At 59.9% G+C, this 19,543-nt stretch carries 19 protein-coding genes and 1 pseudogene; 10 read left to right on the top strand and 10 right to left on the bottom strand.

The window, feature by feature from the left end:
• Positions 1-46 precede the first annotated feature (46 nt).
• Positions 47-997 carry an aldo/keto reductase gene (locus ASD50_RS07520; protein ID WP_056238800.1) on the top strand — a complete coding sequence of 317 codons (951 nt, stop codon included), beginning with the start codon at positions 47-49 and terminating at the stop codon, positions 995-997.
• 3 nt (positions 998-1,000) lie between these two features.
• On the opposite strand, the gene ASD50_RS07515 is transcribed toward ASD50_RS07520, so the two are convergent.
• The 4 genes from ASD50_RS07515 to ftsE form a co-directional block, all read right to left on the bottom strand.
• Complete coding sequence (locus ASD50_RS07515) at positions 1,001-1,795, bottom strand: lysophospholipid acyltransferase family protein (protein WP_056238273.1); 795 nt, start codon at positions 1,793-1,795, stop codon at positions 1,001-1,003.
• Positions 1,796-1,887: 92 nt separating this feature from the next.
• Entirely contained in the window at positions 1,888-2,568 is a 681-nt protein-coding gene (locus ASD50_RS07510; RefSeq protein ID WP_056238797.1) for a YdcF family protein, read from the bottom strand.
• A 129-nt stretch (positions 2,569-2,697) separates the two neighbouring features.
• Positions 2,698-3,690 (bottom strand): cell division protein FtsX, encoded by a 993-nt coding sequence (locus ASD50_RS07505; protein WP_056238269.1) that lies wholly within the window; start codon positions 3,688-3,690, stop codon positions 2,698-2,700.
• Positions 3,683-4,342, bottom strand: a complete 660-nt coding sequence (gene ftsE / locus ASD50_RS07500; RefSeq protein ID WP_056238266.1) for a cell division ATP-binding protein FtsE — start codon at positions 4,340-4,342, stop codon at positions 3,683-3,685. The genes ASD50_RS07505 and ftsE overlap by 8 nt, the downstream gene beginning before the upstream one ends.
• A 181-nt stretch (positions 4,343-4,523) precedes the next feature.
• Here ftsE and ASD50_RS07495 point away from each other — a divergent pair, with 181 nt between their 5' ends.
• The 4 genes from ASD50_RS07495 (at position 4,524) to ASD50_RS07480 (ending at position 7,257) form a co-directional block, all read left to right on the top strand.
• A complete protein-coding gene (locus tag ASD50_RS07495; protein WP_056238262.1) occupies positions 4,524-5,180 on the top strand; it encodes a hypothetical protein in 657 nt (218 codons plus the stop codon).
• 28 nt (positions 5,181-5,208) lie between these two features.
• A complete protein-coding gene (gene hpt, locus ASD50_RS07490; protein WP_056238258.1) occupies positions 5,209-5,751 on the top strand; it encodes a hypoxanthine phosphoribosyltransferase in 543 nt (180 codons plus the stop codon).
• Between the two features lie 65 nt (positions 5,752-5,816).
• Positions 5,817-6,200 (top strand): response regulator, encoded by a 384-nt coding sequence (locus tag ASD50_RS07485; protein ID WP_056238255.1) that lies wholly within the window; start codon positions 5,817-5,819, stop codon positions 6,198-6,200.
• Between the two features lie 199 nt (positions 6,201-6,399).
• A complete protein-coding gene (locus tag ASD50_RS07480; protein ID WP_056238794.1) occupies positions 6,400-7,257 on the top strand; it encodes a LysR family transcriptional regulator in 858 nt (285 codons plus the stop codon).
• On the opposite strand, the gene ASD50_RS07475 is transcribed toward ASD50_RS07480, so the two are convergent.
• From ASD50_RS07475 to argH, 5 genes are all read right to left on the bottom strand, one after another.
• Positions 7,247-7,615, bottom strand: a complete 369-nt coding sequence (locus ASD50_RS07475; protein WP_056238252.1) for a glyoxalase superfamily protein — start codon at positions 7,613-7,615, stop codon at positions 7,247-7,249. The two genes, ASD50_RS07480 and ASD50_RS07475, sit on opposite strands and share 11 nt — an antisense overlap.
• A gap of 35 nt (positions 7,616-7,650) precedes the next feature.
• The gene (locus ASD50_RS07470; RefSeq protein WP_056238249.1) at positions 7,651-10,218 is read right to left on the bottom strand and encodes a TIGR02302 family protein; all 2,568 of its coding nucleotides are present in this window, start codon (positions 10,216-10,218) and stop codon (positions 7,651-7,653) included.
• A 102-nt stretch (positions 10,219-10,320) separates the two neighbouring features.
• The gene (gene lysA / locus ASD50_RS07465; RefSeq protein ID WP_056238245.1) at positions 10,321-11,586 is read right to left on the bottom strand and encodes a diaminopimelate decarboxylase; all 1,266 of its coding nucleotides are present in this window, start codon (positions 11,584-11,586) and stop codon (positions 10,321-10,323) included.
• Positions 11,587-11,605: 19 nt separating this feature from the next.
• On the bottom strand, positions 11,606-11,812 hold the full coding sequence (locus tag ASD50_RS07460) for a hypothetical protein (RefSeq protein ID WP_056238242.1): 207 nt from the start codon (positions 11,810-11,812) through the stop codon (positions 11,606-11,608).
• Between the two features lie 67 nt (positions 11,813-11,879).
• Positions 11,880-13,280, bottom strand: a complete 1,401-nt coding sequence (gene argH / locus ASD50_RS07455; protein WP_056238238.1) for an argininosuccinate lyase — start codon at positions 13,278-13,280, stop codon at positions 11,880-11,882.
• Positions 13,281-13,313: 33 nt separating this feature from the next.
• Here argH and tlpA point away from each other — a divergent pair, with 33 nt between their 5' ends.
• The 5 genes and pseudogenes from tlpA to ASD50_RS07430 all read left to right on the top strand — a co-directional run bounded on the left by tlpA (position 13,314) and on the right by ASD50_RS07430 (position 18,491).
• Positions 13,314-13,994, top strand: a complete 681-nt coding sequence (tlpA, locus tag ASD50_RS07450; protein ID WP_056238234.1) for a thiol:disulfide interchange protein TlpA — start codon at positions 13,314-13,316, stop codon at positions 13,992-13,994.
• A 232-nt stretch (positions 13,995-14,226) separates the two neighbouring features.
• A complete protein-coding gene (gene ugpB, locus ASD50_RS07445) occupies positions 14,227-15,537 on the top strand; it encodes a sn-glycerol-3-phosphate ABC transporter substrate-binding protein UgpB (protein ID WP_056238231.1) in 1,311 nt (436 codons plus the stop codon).
• Positions 15,538-15,688: 151 nt separating this feature from the next.
• The gene (gene ugpA, locus ASD50_RS07440; RefSeq protein WP_056238225.1) at positions 15,689-16,573 is read left to right on the top strand and encodes a sn-glycerol-3-phosphate ABC transporter permease UgpA; all 885 of its coding nucleotides are present in this window, start codon (positions 15,689-15,691) and stop codon (positions 16,571-16,573) included.
• A 9-nt stretch (positions 16,574-16,582) separates the two neighbouring features.
• Positions 16,583-17,430: pseudogene (ugpE, locus tag ASD50_RS07435) on the top strand (sn-glycerol-3-phosphate ABC transporter permease UgpE).
• A gap of 5 nt (positions 17,431-17,435) precedes the next feature.
• The gene (locus ASD50_RS07430; protein WP_056238224.1) at positions 17,436-18,491 is read left to right on the top strand and encodes a sn-glycerol-3-phosphate import ATP-binding protein UgpC; all 1,056 of its coding nucleotides are present in this window, start codon (positions 17,436-17,438) and stop codon (positions 18,489-18,491) included.
• Positions 18,492-18,516: 25 nt separating this feature from the next.
• Here ASD50_RS07430 and ASD50_RS07425 read toward each other — a convergent pair whose 3' ends face one another.
• Positions 18,517-19,332, bottom strand: a complete 816-nt coding sequence (locus tag ASD50_RS07425) for a lytic transglycosylase domain-containing protein (RefSeq protein WP_056238221.1) — start codon at positions 19,330-19,332, stop codon at positions 18,517-18,519.
• Positions 19,333-19,543: the final 211 nt, after the last annotated feature.

The raw sequence follows: 19,543 nt of genomic DNA, 5'->3' as shown, positions 1-19,543 counted from the left end.
GCCGGGCATGCTGCTTCGTGCAGCGCTGGTACAGGGAGACTTGACGTTGCAAAAGCGCCGCCTTGGTCGCACCGACCTTGAAATCGCTCCACTGGTGTTTGGCGGCAATGTGTTCGGCTGGACCGCCGACGAAAATACGTCCTTCGACCTGCTGGACCGTTTCTTCGACGCCGGATTGAACGCCATCGACACGGCCGATTCCTATTCCCGCTGGGTGCCGGGCAACAGTGGCGGCGAGTCGGAAACCATCATCGGCAAATGGATGAAAAAGCGCGGCAACCGCGACCGGATTGTCCTCGTCACCAAGGTCGGCTCCGATATGGGACAAGGCCGCACCGATCTTTCCCCAGTCTACATCGAGCGCGCTGTCGAGGCTTCGTTGAAGCGGCTGCAGACCGATGCGATCGACCTCTATCTTTCGCATTGGGCCGATCCGACCGTGCCCTATACCGAAACGCTGGGCGCTTACCAGCGCCTGATCGAGAAAGGCAAGATACGTTTTGCCGGTGCCTGTAATCTGGACGCCGGCCAGCTGAAAGCGGCTCTGGATGCTGCTAGTCATCATGGTCTGCCGCGCTATGAAGTGCTGCAACCTGCCTACAATCTCTATGATCGCAGCGATTTTGACGGTCCCTTGCGCGACCTTTGCATGGCCAACCAGATCGGCGTCATCAGCTATTACGGGTTGGCCAAAGGGTTCTTGAGCGGCAAATACCGCAGCGAAGCCGACCTTGGCAAAAGCGCGCGTGGCGGCAGTATCCGCTCCTATCTGAACAAACGCGGCACGCGCATACTGGCAGCTCTGGACAGTGTCGCCAATCGCCATGCCGCCACTCAGACCGAGATTGCGCTCGCGTGGATCTTGGCTCGTACCGGCATCACGGCGCCGATTGCCAGTGCAACTTCGGTCGAGCAGGTGAACAGCCTGATCAAGGCTGTTTCACTGCAACTGACCGGCGCGGACATGGATCAGCTCGATACGGCAAGCGCGCCCTGAACCTCAGTGTGAAACCTGGACGCCCAGTTCCTTCAGCCGTTTGACGGCAGTGGGGGGCAGCGGAGGCGGGTTCGGTGCCTGTGCGATGTCGATCAATATCTTGTCGCAGGCCGTCTCCGTTTCCGAAATCAGCCGCTTCATGAATTCTTCCTTGCCGAGACCGGCCGGGATCGGTTCGAGGAACCGCGCCTTGACGGTGCCGGGAAACCGCAGGAACTTGCGGCGCGGCCAATAGAGTCCGGCCATGTGAGCGACCGGAACCACCGGAACGCCAAGTTCGGAATAAAGCTCGACGATGCCCCATTTGTAGTTGGGTTCATCGCCAGGCGCCCGGCGCGTGCCTTCTGGATAAATGATAAGCTGGCGGGGATTGCGCGCCATCTCCGCCTTCGTAGCGGCCACGACGGCCTTCAGGGCCCTCGACCGGCTGCCACGGTGGACCGGGATCATGCGCATCTTCAGCACATACCAGCCGAAAAACGGAATCCACGTCAGTTCGCGCTTCAGGATGTAAAGCGGGTCCTTGAGAAAGGGAAAAAAGGCGATCGCGTCCCAGAAGGATTGATGCTTGGGCGCGAGGATGAACGAGCCTTCGGGCAAGTTCTCCTGTCCGCTGATGTCGCTCTTCGTCAACGCCATCTTCTCATAGAGCCACAGGCTCGAGCGCGACCAGAATTTCGGCACGAACCATGCCCGCCGGCGCGACGACAGGAAGTAGAACGGCGCCCAGAAGATCATCTGGACGATCAGGCTGACATAGAAGACGAAGTTGAATGCCAGCGAACGGATGTAGAGCATTTGCGAGGATAGCCCGAGGACGAAGGTGGCGCTTGGTTACACCATGCGTGGGCAAAATGGAAACGGGCCGAGGAGGCCGCTATACGCTTTTGTCAGTTCTCGATTACCGATGCTTCGGCCAGCGAGACACCGTCATGCGTGGCGCGCATCGGAACCACGCCGCGCACCAGCGCCAGCAGGTATTTGTTGTATTCGGTGAATAGGACGCGCAGCGCTTCCGGCTTGGTCAGCCAGCTCCCGTCGTCGAGTTTGGAGTTGACGACCGGATACGGTTCAAGCCGGGCATTGTGCAAAAGCCGGCTCATTTCCAGCAGGCTGCGCGGCATGTGATAGTTGTTGGTCACGAGGATCACGCTGCCATAGGCATGGCGTTCGACCCACTTGGCGCTTTCCTCGGCATTGCCGATTGTGTCCAGCGCAGCGCGATCGATATCGACGCAGCAGGAAAACAACTTGGTGTCGCCGCCCGTCGCCAGTTGCAGTTGCCGCCGGCTGGCAGCCGGATGCACACCGCTGATCAAAAGCCGCTCGCCCTTGCCTGATTCGAGCAGTTCCATCGCCGCATCGAGGCGCGACTGGCCGCCCGTCAAAACGATGATGGCATCGGCCTTTTGCGGATCGGCAGGCGTTGAAAGGCGGCTGACATGGTTGGAGAACCAGCCGAAGCCGCCGACAAACAGCGTGGCAACACCAACAATCAGAAAGGCGCAAATGCGCAGAACGGACCATATGCGATGAGGCGCACGCATTGCCACGCGGGGCGCTGCTGCCATCTCGACCGTTCCGTTCAAATCCTTCCCGTTCATCATGTCATGGTAAACCGTGATTTACATTGTTGGATAAGCGGGCCTAGCACATTGTATTACGAATCGTCTTTGTCCGTGATCGAATTGCCATGCATCCTAGGCGATGTCGGTCTGGCGATCGTCGATCTCATTGAGATAGGCAATAACCGTTGCATGTGAAGTGGCCGCGGTCAGCGCACCGATGACGACGACCATCAGGACGACCCCCAGATATCCGGCCGAGCCTATGGCGAAATTACCAAATAAAGCAGCGGCTTGGTCGCCTTCCGGGGTCGCCATGTTGCGCGACGACCACCACGAAAAGACGATGAACACGACGACTGCCGCAACACCGCCGATCGCAGCCCCCTTCATGCCGGTGAGAAGGAACTGCTTGTGGAACTGGCGGGCGATGAATCGCGCCTCCGCGCCGACGAAATGCAGCACTTCGATGATATGGCCGTTTCCGGCCATCGCGCCGCGGGTGGCGAATACCACCGTCATGACGGTCGCTGACAGCATCAGCGCCAATATGGCGACGCCGATGGTCACGGTTGTGTGCGCCATCGCCACGAGCCGGTTGACCCAGGTGCGATGATCGTCGAGCGAGGCCGTCGGCAGCTTGGGCGCGAATGCCGCGCGAATCGCGTCGAAATCCGGGGGACTGGTCTCGTCTATGGTGACCACGATGAGACGCGGAACAGGCAATTGATCGATGTCGAGGCCTGAACCGAGCCAGGGTTCGAGCAGGCGCGCGGTCGCCGTGCGGTCGACGATCCGGGTCGCCTTCACGCCCGGAAACTCGCTGGCGATGCCAGCAGCCGTGGCAAGCGCGGCTTCCATGTCGAGACCGTCGGCGGGTTTGATCTGGATCGTGGCTTCCGTCGAAATCTGGTTTTCCCAGACCGACGCCGTATCGCGCACCAGCGTCACTGCCCCGAAGGTGATGCAGGACAGAAATGTCATGATGGCGACGACGACCACCAGCGCCCTGCCAACCACATTCTGCGCCGGTACAATTGGAGCGGTCCTGCGCAGCGCCCGCTCGCGCGGCTCGGCCTGTTGCAGGATGTCGGCATCGTCATGCTGACTGTCGAACTGATCAGTCATAAACGTCGAGCCTCCCATTGGTCAGGATCAGCCGGCGGGCATCGACCTGTTCCATCAAGGCAAGGTCGTGCGTGGCGATGACGACCGCCGTACCCAACCTGTTCAATTCGATGAACAATCGCAAGAGGCGCCGGGCAAGTTGCGGATCGACATTGCCTGTCGGCTCGTCTGCGAGCAGGATTTCTGGCTGTTCGATAAGCGCGCGGGCGATGGCAGTGCGCTGCTTTTCACCGCCTGACAATACCGGCGGCAATACGTGCATGCGCTCACCAAGCCCGACCCATTTCAACAATTCGACCACATCGGTGCGGTAGCTGGATTCCTCGCGCCCCCTTACACGCAGCGGCAGCGCCACATTCTCGTAGGTGGTCATATGGTCAAGCAGGCGGAAATCCTGGAACACAACCCCTATGCGACGGCGCAAGAGCGGCAGTTCCGTCCGCGAGATCCGGGTCCGATCCTTTCCAAACATGGTTATGAGGCCGCGCGTCGGCTTGAGCGACATGAACAGGAGGCGCAGCAGTGTCGTCTTGCCCGCGCCGGACGGCCCGCTCAAGAACTGGAACGACCGAGGCGGGATGTGCAAGGAGATGTCACGGAGGATCTCCGGACCCATACCATAGCGCAGACCGACATTTTCGAAGCGGATCACGTTGAACGACCTGAAGGTTGAAACGGCGAATGTGCGCCCTTCTTCTCGAAAGGACCATCAGCCGGCATGGTTAACCATTGGTTAAATTCTGGCACTTTCTGAACCGTCAAAACGGCTTCGGTGGTGAAGCGTTAACCAATTTTGCTTACCAGAAAGAAACAGAAGGCGAACAGGGCCCAGCATGGTTGACCAGCTAAAGGCACGACCGGTTTCCGGCGAAATCATGACCGGCCCACAGGACAGGCCTGATGCAGGTTTGGCTGTTCGACTTGATGCGGTGATATCCGGCGATATTCTCGATGCCGACTTTGTGACACTGCCGCGCTCTTCTTCAGCCGAATATCAGGCGCCTTTGCAAAGCGCACCAACCATCGGGCAGCCATCTGCCGATGGCATGGACATGTTGCGCAAGGCAGATTCCCCGCCGACACGGCCGTTCGCTCAGCGAGGCGGCCCGGCATTCTGGGTTGTTGGAACGGGTCTTGCCGCTGCCGCATTCTGGATCGCAGGTGGCCACGCGCTGGTAAGCCAGACGGCCTTTGCAACGCAAGGCACCCCACCCTCGGCACTCGTGATCTCTGCCTTCACCTCACATGTGGATGCATCCGGTGAGCGGCCGGTGCTGTTCGTTGATGGGGAAGCAGGCAACGACGGCCTATCGACTACCGCTCTGCCGCCCCTGGAGATCAGCGTTACAGGCAATGACGGCAGCATCACCCGCTACAGGTTGGGGACATCTGAGCGTACGCTGGCTCCGGGCGAAAGATTCGCCTTTTCGAGCCGCGTAGAGGTGCCTAAAAACGGGGTGAAGACCGTATCGGTCACCTTCGCCGGCTGAGCGAAGTTACTTCCTGGAGTACCATTAAATGCCAGTCGTACGCGGCAAGGAGATCGAGGTCTTGTTTTCGGCGTCAGCAATCGCACGCCGCAATCTGGAGCTCGCCAAGGAAATCGCCGGTAAGGAATATAACGACCTGCTGGTCATTTCTGTGCTGAAAGGCTCCTTTATCTTCGCCGCCGACCTGATCCGCGCCATGCATGACGTCGGCTTATCGCCGGAAGTCGAGTTCATCTTCATCTCGAGCTATGGCGCCGGCACGAAAAGCGGCGAAGTCCGCGTGCTGCGCGACATCGACAATGAGGTTGCCGGTCGCGACGTACTGCTGATCGACGACATATTGGAATCGGGCAAGACGCTTAAATTCACCCGCGAATTGATGATGTCCCGCGGCGCGAAAAGCTGCTCCATCGCGGTACTTCTCGACAAGCGCATGCGCCGCCAGACGACATTGAACGCCGACTATGTCGGCTTCGATTGCCCGGACTATTTCGTCGTCGGCTACGGCATGGACGTCGCCCACGCTTTCCGCGAATTGCCATTTGTCGGCATCGTGCGCGGCGACGCCTGATTACTGTACAATCGGGCTTGGCAAATTCAGGAAACGTCAACGTTTGGTCGCCAAATATCGGCGCCATGGCCAAGCTTCTGATTGTCGAGGACGACGAGTCCGTTCGCATGTTTGTTAGCCGCGCGCTACAGCGCGCAGGCCACCAGATCGATGTCGCCGCCGACGGGGCCCAGGGCCTGGAATTCATCGACGCCGCACAGGGCTGCTACGACCTTGTCGTCTCTGATATCCGAATGCCGGAAATGGACGGCATCGAAATGGCCAAGGCAGCAGCAAGCCTTTTCCCGACGATGAAAATCATGCTGATGACCGGCTATGCCGAGCAGCGCGAACGGGCGGAGGAATTGAACGGTATCATTCTCGACGTCGTGCAAAAGCCGTTCACGCTGGCGGAAATCCGCAGCCGGGTGGACGCGGCGCTTTCCTGCCCGGTCAGGACCGCTGCCTGACCTTCACAACAGCAAATCTCTTCAGGTGAAAAAGAACCCGCAGCCTCTTTCGGGGTGCGGGTGCGAGTGAGGACTCAAAAGATTGGTCCGCAGCCCACCAAGGCTGCATATCCAATGGGTATGCAAACTATCTTCCTTCGTTTGACATGATGCAAACGAATTGAAATTATGGTTGCAATCAAATTTTCTTATGACTGCCATGCGACCTCCCCTGGACAGCGATCTCTTGAGAACCTTTGTGGCCGTGGTTGAAACCGGCAACTTTACCAAGGCAGCCGAGCAGGCTGGACGAACGCAATCCGCCATCTCCATGCAGATCAAGAAACTGGAAGGCCTGATCGGTCATTCGCTTTTCGAGCGCAGCTCGCGAGGTGTGACGCTGAGCCGTCATGGGGACGAACTCATCGGCAACGCCCGGCGCATCATCGCACTGCTCGACGAAACCGCCGCCGCAATGGGTGCCCCGCCGCTTGGAGGCCCGGTACGGATCGGTATTCCGGAAGAATATGGACACTCGATCCTGTCGCGCGCGCTTAGCGCCTTCGCCAAGCGTCATCCCCAGGTCGAGGTTACAGTTCGCTACGCGCACTCCTGGTCGCAGAAGCAGGCGCTCGCCGATGGTCAACTGGATCTCGCAGTGATTTTCGAATGGCAGGATTTTTCCGGCGGTGAGGTTCTCATGCACGACCCGACCGTCTGGGTAACTTCTGCGTCTCACAAGGTGCACGAGCAGCAACCTGTTCCGATCGCACTCTACAACCGGGAAGGCTGGTGCCGCGATTTCGCAATCAGGTCGCTGGAGCGCAACGGCCTCGCCTACCGCATCGCCTATACCAGCGACACCAATGGCGGCCTCAAACTGGCCGTGACATCAGGCCTTGCGATCGCACCCATCTCTCGCAGCAACATACCGGAAGGCTGCCGCGCACTGACCGCAGCCGACGGCTTTGGCGATGTCGATTCCTCAAACGTCGTCCTTCGCCGTAATGCCTTGGCCCGCGGCGAGGCTATCGACGGCATGGAAGAAGCCATCCGCGAGGCTTTCATCAATCGCTAAGCTCAAAGAAGGTCAGGCGGTTGCCAAAGGGATCGTTGACCGTGATCTCCTTTGTCTCCCAAGGCGTGTGCTCAAGGCCGGGCCTTGCGTAAGCATATCTTTTGCCGATCAGTTCCTGATACAGCCCATCGATATCCTTGACCTCGATGCGTGCTGCAGCCCCAGGGCTGCCGTCACCATGATGCTCGCTTAAGTGCAAGATACAACCGTCGCGAACGATGCCCATGTATAGGGGCGCCTTGTCGGCGAAGCGATGCTCGAACTCGATCTGGAAGCCAAGGAAATCGAGGTAAAACTCACGTGCCTTAACGATATCGAACATACGCAGGATTGGTGTGACGCTACCGAGCTTGATCATTTCTGCTCACTTGGAAGACAGGCCACGCAAGATGGTCATTTAAGTTCCAGCAATCGCTCGAGATAGCTGCGCTCCACGTCGGGCGAGAGCGCATTGCCGAGACGCTTGCGGATAGCCTCGAGGATCTGGCGGGCCCGCTGAACATCGATCTCGTCTGGAACCTTCACCGAATCGCCGAAATCCGGACCTTGCGTGGCACGCGGCCGTCCAAGCGGATCACGGTCCGCGTTTTGCTGGCGTCCGCCTTGCTCGCTGCCGCCCTGATCACCTTGCATCGCCTGCAACTGCTGCATCATCTCCTTGGCACCTTGGCGCAAGGCTTCGAGGGCCCGCCCCTGATGGCCAACGGCACGCTCGCCTTCGCCCTGCCCGAGCGACTGTTGCGCATCACCCATCGAACGCCCGGCCTGACCGAAGCCCTGATTGGGCTCCATGCCCATGCCCTCGAGGTCCTTGCCCAGTTGCTGCAGGTCGCCCTGAAGCTTGCCTTGTCCTTCCTGAAGCTGTTTCAGGGCTTCGGCAAACTCCTCAGGCGTCATCGGGCGACCTTGGCCCTGCCCTTGTTGACCTTCGCCCTGCTGACCCTGGCCTTGCTGCTGCTCGCCTTCGCCCATCTGCCCGTCGCCATTGTCGCCACGCTGCATCTGATCCATGCGGAAGGTCTCATTCATCATCTCCTGCTGGCGCCGCATGATCTCGCCAAGCTTGTCCATTTGCTGGCGAAGCTCGCTGTTCTGCTGGCCCTGCTGTCCCTGCCGGCCTGCCTGCAGGTTGTTCATCATGTCCTGCAATTGCGAAAGCAGCTCCTGCGCCCGGTCGCGATTACCGGACTTGGCCAGGTTTTCGATTTGATCCAGCATCCGATCGAGATCGCTTTGGCGCAATTCCTGACCGTTCTGCGGCATCTGCGCGGTGTTCTGGTTCTGCTGGTTGCGCTCGGCAAACTCACGCAGGAAATCATTCATGGCCTGACGCAGTTCCTGCATCAGCTTTTCGATTTCCTCATCGCTCGCGCCGTTCTTCAGCGCGTCCTGCAACGCTTGCTGCGCCTGACGCATGCGCTTTTCAGCGGCGGAAAGATCGCCTTCCTCGATGCCGAGAGCCACTTCCCAAAGGTAAGAGACAACCTCACGAAGCTGATCGTCGCTACCCGCCATCTTGAGACGGGTGCGCGCACTCATAATGGCCAGATAGTGGGCCATGTTGTCGAACGTGTCCTCGGGACGCAACGTGATTGCATCCATAAGATCGAGCACATGCGGCTTGGCGTTTGCGTCGAGCCCGAGCAACCGTCGCTGCTCGATCACCGCACGAGCCAGAGGATTGGTAAAGCTGCGCTCCGGCATCACCAGCGTCTTGGTCGCGCTGCGACCGATCTGGTCGGCCCCATCCGTTGCCACTAACGCAAGTTTGATCTGGGCACCCGCCCAGACATGTTCCGTCAAATCCTTGGTGGTCTTGGCCGCGTTAGCCTTCGAGCCGCGCCGAGGCAGCGACAGAGGCATTTCCGGAGCATCGTAGAGCGGCCGGGTGCCAGACGCCGGCGTATCCGCCAACGCGAACTCGCCCTTGGCCGAGGCCGCACCATAGTCATCCTCGATCTGATATTGCAGTTCGAGCGAACCGTTCGCTGCCCTTTTCGGTTCGCTGGCAAATCGTATCGATGGCGGCTTGTCGGGCGTTACGGCAAAAGCCCACTGGCCGATTTCCTGCTCGCCGGATTTCAACATCAATTGACCATCACCAACGAGCTTGCTGGCGAACTGCATGACCGAAGAACCGGATTGCTGTTTTGCATCGGTCGCGGCACCTTCCGTTCCGGAAGGCTCGATATTGAGCGCCTCGCCATCGGCAGGCTGGTAAACCAGCGTTTCCGCCCCCGACCCACCCGTCACGCGCAACGACAGGTCGCTGTTTTGCGGAACGGTGAAAGTTGCAGTTGCCTGATTGGCGTCCGCAGTCAGGAATATCGGCGCCTTGCCGGTATAAGCCGGCGGCGTTATCCATGCATCGATACGCGGCGGAATAACCTCAGCGCTCGCCCTTGGCTGGAAGCCATCGGCCAGGCTTCCGCCTAGCGGACCGAAGGAGAAAGCGAAGGCAACGGCCAACATCAGTGCCGCCACGGCGCGCAGACCCCACGGATCCCGATCCGGAATACGGGCGGAGGGCAGGTCCGAACCTAACCGGCCGAGCCTTGCTGCCATACGCTTTTGATGTTCTTGCCACAGGGCCTGGGCAAAACCAGTGTGTGTGCCGCTCGGACGATCGGTCTGAACCAGAACCGGACTATGCAGCAGCTTGTTGGCGCTCTCGATGCGTCGGTCGACCTCGACAGCCGAAGGCAGCCGGAAGCGACGCCACGGGTAGAGTGCAGCCAGGGCCAGAACGCCAAAGCCCGCCAGAACAAGGAAGCGCGGCAGATCGGGTAGACGTCCGAGCAGGCCGAACCACGATAGGCTGGCGAACACGCTCGCTAGGATCACAAACGGCAGGAGAAGCGGCCAGGCGCGCTCCACAATAATGGCAAGCCGCGTCGCGGCACGGCTTAGCGCCAACCCTTTCGGCAGCTGTCTTTGTGTGCTTGCGGCAGATTCTGTCATCGGCCTTTCCGGGCCCGGCCGCTACGCCGTGGCCTCACTTCCCAAACAATAGCAGCAAACACGGCAAAGGCGAGGCAACTTCCCGAAAACGTGAACGCCTGTTCAAAGCCATTCAGGGATGGAATCGAGCCCGATCAATTCCTCATAAGTCTGCCGCTTCCTGACTACCGCGAACCGATCGCCGTCAACCAGCACTTCAGGCACCAGAAGGCGCGTATTGTAGGTGCCGGCCTGCACGGCGCCGTAAGCTCCGGCAGTGCCAACGGCGATCAGGTCGCCGGTCTTGAGTTGCGGAAGATCGCGGTCAAGCCCGAGGAAATCACCGGTTTCACAGACCTGCCCGACCACATCGACCTTCATGCGCGGAGCATTCACTGCCGGCTGCACCACCGGCCGAATGTCGTGGAATGCGTCGTAGAGCGTCGGCCGGATCAGGTCGTTCATCGCCGCATCGACGATAAGGAAGTTCTTGGCATCGCCTTCTTTCACGAAGATCACCTGCGAGACCAGGATGCCGGCATTGCCGACGATGAGCCGGCCTGGCTCGAACATCACCTTGATGCCAAGAGCCGTGACGTGCTTGCGCACGATTGCCGCATAGGCATCCGGCAAGGGCGGCGGATCGTTGTCGAAGCGATAGGGAATGCCGAGGCCACCGCCGAGATCAACATGGCTGATGTCATGCCCGTCGGCCCGAAGCGTGCCGATAAGTTCGACCAGCAACCCGAATGCATCGTCAAACGGCTGCAGTTCCGTGATCTGGCTGCCGATATGCGTATCGATGCCGTTCACCTTGATGCCGGGCAATCGGGCGGCGCGCGCATAGACTTCACGCGCCCGCTGCCACGGGATGCCGAATTTGTTCTCGGCTTTGCCGGTGGAAATCTTCCTGTGAGTCTTGGCGTCCACATCCGGATTGATTCGCAGGGAAACCGGCGCGATCTTGCCAAGCGCCGTTGCCCGCGTCGATAGCAGCTCGAGTTCCGGCTCGGATTCGACATTGAAGCAAAGAATCCCGGCGTGGAGCGCAAAATCCATTTCCTGCGCCGTCTTGCCGACACCTGAGAACAGGATTTTGCCGGCCGGAATGCCTGCCGCCAGCGCCCGGCGCAACTCGCCCTCCGAAACCACATCAGCCCCGGCGCCGAGCTTGGCCAGCGTCTTCAGCACCGCCTGGTTGGAGTTCGCTTTCATGGCGTAACAGACAAGGGCATCAAGACCGGCGAATGCGTGCGAAAATACCTTGAAATGCCGCGTCAGCGTTGCGGTGGAATAGCAGTAGAAGGGCGTTCCAACCTGCGCGGCGATCTCGGGGATCGCCACGTCCTCGGCATGGAGCACGCCGTCGCGATAGTCGAAATGGTTCAAGAGAGTGTTTCCGGAAAGATCAAATCAGCGGGTCGAGGATGAAGGGCTTGTCCGCCTCCGGTTTCGCCGGTTCCGGCGGCACCGGCTCCTTGGCCTTTTGCGCATCCTCGCGCGCCTGGACCGCAGCCTCATAGGGCGTATCGAGGCCAGACTTGCGTCCGCAAGCGGCAACTGTGGCCATCGCCGTCAGAAGCGTAAGCGTAACCAGTATCCTGCCCGCGGTCATCGGTTCACCTGTTTGTACTTTTCGTACGACGCTTTTAGCCAAGTTTTAAACGCATTGCACCCCGGCATCACGCCTTGGCAAGCCGCTTTTTCCAGTAGCGTACCTGCCGGCGCACCTGGGCGGGCGAAGTGCCCCCGAAGCTCTCCCGGCTTTTGACCGAATTTTGCACCGACAGCACCGAGAAGATGTCGCCGGTAATGCCGGAATGGATGGACTGCAAATCTTCAAGCGACAGCTTTTCAAGGCTGACCTTTTTCTGCTCGGCCAGCGCAACGGCCCGGCCGGTGACATGGTGCGCCTCGCGGAACGGCATCCCGAGGCTGCGCACCAGCCAGTCGGCAAGGTCGGTCGCGGTTGCATAGCCGGATCCCGCAGCCTTCTTCATCGCGGCTTGGTTGACGGTAAGATCGCACACCATGCCGGTCATTGCCGCAAGCATGAGGTCGAGCGTCTCCGCCGCATCGAAGACGGCCTCCTTGTCTTCCTGCATATCCTTGGAATAGGTCAGAGGCAGGCCCTTCATCACCGTCAGCAAGCCGATCAGGTGGCCATTCACGCGGCCTGTCTTTGCCCGCACCAGTTCGGCTGCATCCGGGTTCTTCTTCTGCGGCATGATCGACGAGCCGGTGGAATAGCTGTCGGACAGGCGAACGAAGCCGAATTGCGGCGTCGACCAGATGACGATCTCTTCAGCAAGCCGCGAAAGGTGCGTAGCCGCAATCGAAGCGACCGACAGGAACTCCAGCGCGTAGTCGCGGTCGGAGACGCTATCCAGCGAATTGCGCGTCGGCTCGCGAAAGCCAAGCGCCTTCGCCGTCATGTGACGGTCGATCGGAAAGCCTGTGCCGGCAAGCGCCGCTGCACCGAGCGGGCTTTCGTCCATCCGCTCGATTGCGTCGCGCACCCTCGAAAGGTCACGGGCAAACATCTCCACGTATGCAAGGCAATGGTGGCCGAAAGTCACCGGCTGCGCTGTCTGCAGATGGGTGAAGCCCGGCATGATCGTTGCCGCATGTTCCTCGGCGCGCTCGACGAAAGCCGCCATCAGGCCCTTCAGAGCTTCGGCGACCCGATGGAATTCATCCTTTACCCACAGCCGGAAATCGACTGCAACCTGGTCGTTGCGTGACCGTGCGGTATGCAGCCGCCCGGCCGCCGGGCCGATCAGCTCTGCCAGCCTTGCCTCGACATTCATGTGGATGTCCTCCAGCCGTGTCGAGAATTCGAACTTGCCTGCCTCGATCTCTTTCAAAATCGTGTTCAGGCCGTGAGCGATCTTTTCTTGATCCACTGCCGAAATGATGCCCGTTTTCGCCAGCATCTCGCTGTGGGCGATGGAGCCGCGGATATCCTGCGCATAGAGCTTGCGGTCGAAGCCGATGGAAGCGTTGATCGCCTCCATGATCGCCGCCGGGCCCGAGGCAAAACGTCCGCCCCACATCTGGTTGCTGGCCTTCTTGTCGCTCATCGCTATAACCCGTGTCCCGGAGCAGTTCAAAAAATGGCAAACGGCAGAAAACTCTTTCCCACCACGCGCCTGATCCTTGCGGCTCTCGTCGCGGGAGCAGTGACTGGCGCGGTCGCGGTATATGTCAGCGGCAGGCTTGCTGGCAACAACGCAGCACCGGCCGATGTTGTGGCACAAGCAGGCGACGACACGGTTTGCACGGCCAAGGCCGATCGCGCCAAGACTGTTGCGGCCGCTGCCACAGGTCAGGTCGCCGCCCTGATGCCCGCCGACCCGCCGCAATCCTTAAAGTCGCTTGCCTTCAACGGACCTGACGGCAAGCCGTTCGGCTTGGCCGGACACACGGGCAAGACGGTGCTGCTCAACCTGTGGGCCACGTGGTGCGCTCCATGCCGCGCCGAAATGCCGGCGCTCGACACGCTGCAACAAGAATTGGGTGGCGCCAAATTCGAAGTAGTCGCCGTCAATGTCGATACCGGCGACGATACCAAACCAAAAGCCTTCCTCAAGGAAATTGGCGTCGAGAAGCTGAACTACTACAGCGATCATTCACTGGCCCTGTTCAACGACGTCAAGGAGCGCGGCCTTGCGCTCGGACTGCCGGTGACGATGCTGATTGACGCCGAGGGTTGCCTGATCGCCCACATGAACGGCCCAGCCGAGTGGTCGGGTGCCGATGCCAAAAAATTGATCGAAACCGCGCTCAAACCCTAGCAACCTCGACAGGTGCAAAACTGCGCTGAAGTGCAGTCAGGCCGCGGATGCTTGTCCCGTGCGGTTTTCTGCCGTTGCGGGTAGGTCATATTTGCCATTCCTCATAAACGAAACCAATTCGCAATTGGATTGAAGGTTCATGAGCGCGTAACAAAACTATTGTGCTACTGTCACAATGCACCGATACTCCCGCGGCGAACCCATTTCGCCAATGACAAACCGGGAGAGAGAGATGAGATTCCACGGCGTTGCGGCCGGTGTCGCCGCTACATTGACCTTGTTTTCCACGACATCGGCCTTCGCCGTCACCCAGATCAGCTGGTGGCACGCAATGACCGGTGCCAATGCCGAGGTCGTCGACAAGATTTCCAAGGATTTCAATGCCAGCCAGAGCGACTACGAGATCGTTCCGGTGTTCAAGGGCACCTATCCTGAAACGCTGAATGCCGGCATCGCCGCTTTCCGCGCAGGCCAGTCTCCTGACATCATCCAGGTTTTCGACGTAGGAACCGGCGTCATGATGGCCGCCGAGGGCGCGATCAAGCCAGTCGCCGAAGTTCTCGAAGGCGCCGGCCTCAAATTCGACAAGAGCCAATATCTCCCCGGTATCGTCGGCTACTACTCCAAGCCGGACGGCACCATGCTGTCGTTCCCCTACAACTCCTCCTCGCCGATCCTCTACTACAACAAGGATATCTTCCAGAAGGCTGGGCTGGACGTTAACAACCCGCCCAAGACCTGGAACGAGGTCTGGGACGCCGCCAAGAAGATCAAGACCAGCGGCGCGGCGGCCTGTGGCTATACCTCCACCTGGCTGACATGGATTCACACCGAGAATTTCGCTGCCTGGAACAACGTTTCCTGGGCAACCGGTGAGAATGGTCTGGCCGGCGGCGAGGTCGAGCTGAAGATAAACGCGCCTCTCTACGTCAATCACTTCCAGGCGCTGGCCGATCTCGCCAAGGATGGCACCTTCAAATATGGCGGCCGTACCTCGGAGGCCAAGCAGATCTTCCTTGCCGGCGAATGCGGCATCTTTACCGAATCTTCCGGTGGCCTTGGCGACATCGTGAAGTCCGGCATGAACTACGGCATCGGTCAGCTTCCCTATGACAGCGACGCACCGGGCGCTCCGCAGAACACCACGCCGGGCGGCGCCAGCCTTTGGGTCTTCGGCGGCAAGACGGACGAACAGTACAAGGGCGTAGCGGCCTTCTTCACCTATCTGTCGAAGACTGAGGTGCAGGAATACCTGCATCAGAAATCCGGTTACCTGCCGGTTACGCTGGCGGCCTACGAAGCAACCAAGGCATCCGGCTTCTATGACAAGAACCCTGGTCGGGAAACGCCTATCCTACAGATGATGGGCAAGGCGCCGACGGAAAATTCCAAGGGTGTCCGCCTGCCCAACCTGCCGCAGGTTCGCGATATCGAGAACGAGGAGTTCGAGAAGATGCTGGCCGGCCAGCAAACCGCACAGCAGGCGCTCGACAACGTGGTCCAGCGCGGCAATGCGGCAATCAAGGACGCCATGGGCAACTGATCTGACTGATCGTGCCTGAGGTGAAAACCCTTCCGGTTCGCACGTTCCCCGGCTCTCGCTTGCAAAAGAGAGAGCCGGGGTTCACGCTCGCTTACTGTTCCAGGGGCGAAGACAACGCCGGCATCTCGCCTATCGAAACGACAGGCTGCGCATGACCCCCCGTGTCGTCTTCCCCAACAAGGTCCTGCCCTACCTCTTGGTGGCGCCGCAACTCGCCATCACGCTCGTCTTCTTCTACTGGCCGGCGGGCCAGGCGCTCTACCAGTCGATGCTGAAGGAAGATCCGTTCGGCCTGAAATCGAAGTTCGTCTGGTTCGCGAATTTCGAGAAAGTTCTCGCCGACCCCGCTTACGTCAACTCGATCAAGGTCACGGCAGTTTTCTCGCTTGCGACTGCGCTCGTCGCCATGAGCGTCGCGCTGTTGCTTGCAGTGATGGCCGAGAAGGTGGTCCGCGGCAAAGGCGTCTACCGCACCTTGATGATCTGGCCGTACGCGGTCGCACCAGCGATCGCCGGCATGCTGTTCCTGTTCCTGTTCAACCCATCCATCGGCACGCTGGCCGTGCTCATGCGCAAGGCTGGCATCGCCTGGGACCCGTTGCTGGACGGCACCGACGCCATGGTTCTCGTCGTCACGGCCGCGGCGTGGAAGCAGATCAGCTATAATTTCCTGTTCTTCGTCGCGGGGCTGCAAGCTATCCCCAAGAGCTTGATCGAGGCGGCTGCAATCGACGGAGCCGGCGAGACCAAGCGCTTCTGGACAATCGTCTTCCCACTGCTTGCGCCGACGACGTTCTTCCTGCTGGTCATCAACACCACCTACGCCTTTTTCGACACGTTCGGCATCATCCACGCCGTAACCGGCGGTGGGCCGGGCAAGGCTACCGAGACGCTGGTCTACAAGGTCTACAATGACGGCTTCGTCAACCTGATCCTCGGCGATTCAGCAGCACAATCGGTGATCCTCATGGTCATCGTCATTGCCCTTACCGCCATCCAGTTCCGCTACGTGGAAAGGAAGGTGCATTATGGGTGAGATCAAACCATGATCGGCTCCTCCCGCTTCCGCACCTACCTTGCCCACGTCGTCCTGCTTGTCGGCATCCTGGTTATCGCGTTCCCGATCTACTACACCTTCGTTGCGTCCACCCACACGCTGCAGACTATCCTGCGCCCGCCCTTGCCGCTCCTGCCCGGCGGCGAATTCTGGAACAACTACTCGGAGGCGCTGCTGGGTGGCGTCAACCGCATCGGCGGCGTCGGCGTCGACGTGCTTTTGTTCAACACGCTGGTGATGGCGCTCGGCATCGCCATCGGCAAGATCTGCATCTCGATCCTGTCGGCCTACGCCATCGTCTTCTTCCGCTTTCCGCTCAGGATGGTGTTCTTCTGGCTGATCTTCATAACGCTGATGCTGCCGGTCGAAGTCCGCATCCTGCCCACCTACAAGGTGATGGTCGATCTCAACCTCATCGACACCTATGCCGGGCTGATCGTCCCCCTGATCGCGTCGGCCACGGCAACGCTTTTGTTCCGGCAATTCTTCATGACCATTCCTGGAGACTGGTCGAGGCGGCGCGTGTCGACGGTGCGGGACCATGGCGCTTCTTCTTCGATATCCTGTTGCCCTTGTCGCGCACCAACATTGCGGCGCTGTTCGTCATCCTCTTCATCTACGGCTGGACGCAATATCTGTGGCCGCTTCTGGTCACCAACCACAACGACATGAACACCATCGTCATCGCGCTGCGCAAAATGGTGTCGTTCGCCGATGCCGATACGCAATGGCACCTCGTCATGGTGACCGCCATGCTCGCCATCGTGCCGCCAATCCTCGTCGTCGTGGCCATGCAGCGGTGGTTCGTGCGCGGTCTTGTCGAGTCGGAGAAGTAGATCCCATGGCAACTGTCGATCTGAAGGATGTCAAAAAGGTCTACGCGGGCGGCGTCGAAGCCGTGAAGGGCGTCAGCATCGCCATTCCGGACAAGGAATTGTGCGTCCTGGTCGGGCCATCGGGCTGCGGCAAATCCACTTTGCTGCGCATGATTGCGGGGCTGGAAGCCATTTCGTCCGGCACCGTCTCGATCGATGGCAAGGTGGTGAACGCGATCAGCCCGACAGACCGCGACATCGCCATGGTGTTCCAGAACTACGCGCTCTATCCGCACATGAACGTCTACGACAACATGGCTTACGGCTTGCGCAACCGCGGCACGCCAAAACCGGAAATAGACAGCCGCGTCCGCTCGACAGCCAAGGTTCTCGAACTCGCTCATCTGCTGGAGCGGCGTCCACGCGAACTGTCAGGCGGCCAGCGCCAGCGCGTCGCCATGGGTCGCGCCATCGTGCGCAATCCGAAAGTATTTTTATTCGACGAACCGCTGAGTAACCTCGATGCCAAGCTGCGCGGACAGATGCGGGTCGAGATCAAGAACCTGCAGCGCAATCTGGGCGTGACTTCCGTCTACGTTACCCATGACCAGCTCGAGGCCATGACGCTGGCCGACATACTCGTGGTGATGAATGCCGGCCTCGTTGAGCAGATGGGCGCACCGCTCGACATCTACGAAAAGCCCGCTTCGACCTTCGTGGCATCCTTTATCGGCGCGCCACCGATGAACCTGATGGCTTTGAAGCGCGAGGGCGGACATGCGCGCTTGGCAGATGGGCTGGAACTCGGGGCCGAGCCTCCGGCCGCGGCCGCAACGCTTGGTTTCCGTCCTGAAGATGCCATTGTCGGACAGGTTGAAGGGAAACGCGGTCTGGTCTTGCCTGCGGTTGTCGAAGCGGTAGAGCCGGTTGGCGCCGAGAGCTTCCTGCATTGCGCAGCCGCTGGTGGACGGGTTCTGGTTCGCGTTTCAGGCCGCGCCACGGCAAGGCCCGGCGACAAGCTCGACATAACGGCGAGCCCGGACAAGATTCACTGGTTCGATGCAGCAGGAAAGCGGGTCTGAAACCCGCATTCCTCCCAGAAGCAAGTTAATTTGCGATGCGGTGCGCGAATTCGGCCAGTGCTTTCTGATAGATCGTTGCCCGGTTCCAGTCGTTCCAGACGCCATAATTGGCCTCGCCCGGCCCGTAGCCGCCGCCAGCGCTCCAGCCGTGCCCGCGAAGGAAATTGGCTGTCGAAGCCAATACGTCAGCGCGCGAGTGGATCAGGTCGCGGCGGCCGTCGCCGTCGAAATCAACCGCATATTGCAGATACTTGGACGGAAGGAACTGGGTCTGGCCAAGTTCGCCGAAGCCGGCTCCCCGCATCTGAGCAGCTGAAATATAGCCCTTCTGGGCAATCTCGAGCGCCGAATCCAACTCGTTGGTGAAGAACTCGGAACGGCGGCAGTCATAGGCAAGCGTGGCCAGCGGGCCGAACACGCTCTTGTTGCCGGAATTGGCGCCGAAGCCGGTCTCCATGCCCCAGATCGCCAGCAGAACTTCCGGCTGCACGCCGAACTTCGCCTCGATCTTCCTCAGCAGGCCTGCCTGCGATTTCATATAACCCTTGGCCTTGCTGACATAGGAGGCTGGCGCGCGGCGCGCCAGGAACTGCTCAACCGTGCCTTTGAACGCCTTGTGCTGGCTGCGATCGATCCTGATGACGCCGGTATCGTATTTGACGCCCTTCATCGGCCCGGTATCGATGCCGCGCGCTTGCGCATCCGCCTTGTAGGCTTCGACCCAGGCAGCGAAGCCGCTGCCATCCTTGCCACATTGGCCTGCGGCCTGCGCTCCAGTGCTGATCACCAGCGCTGCCAGCGCAGTTGCAACAAAAAATCTGTCCTTGGCAATAACTGCCATATCTGTCTCCTGGTTGCCGGAATCACACCTTGCACGCGAATTTGCCAGCGAAACTCGCCTTTGTCATCGCTCTTTGGCCCCGCCCCTTCGCGAAGGCGGCTCTGTGTCTCACGAACACGCTCTAAATGTGGCAGCCTGCACACTGCAGCGCTTAACAATTCGTGAGGCAGTCCAGCTGGATTAGCCGGAACTAATGGTTGTCCGCTCCGTT

The organism is Mesorhizobium sp. Root552 (assembly GCF_001427285.1).
GTDB lineage: Bacteria > Pseudomonadota > Alphaproteobacteria > Rhizobiales > Rhizobiaceae > Mesorhizobium.
Note: the sequence above shows the minus strand (reverse complement) of the source record. Positions and strands in the feature narration are given on the sequence as shown.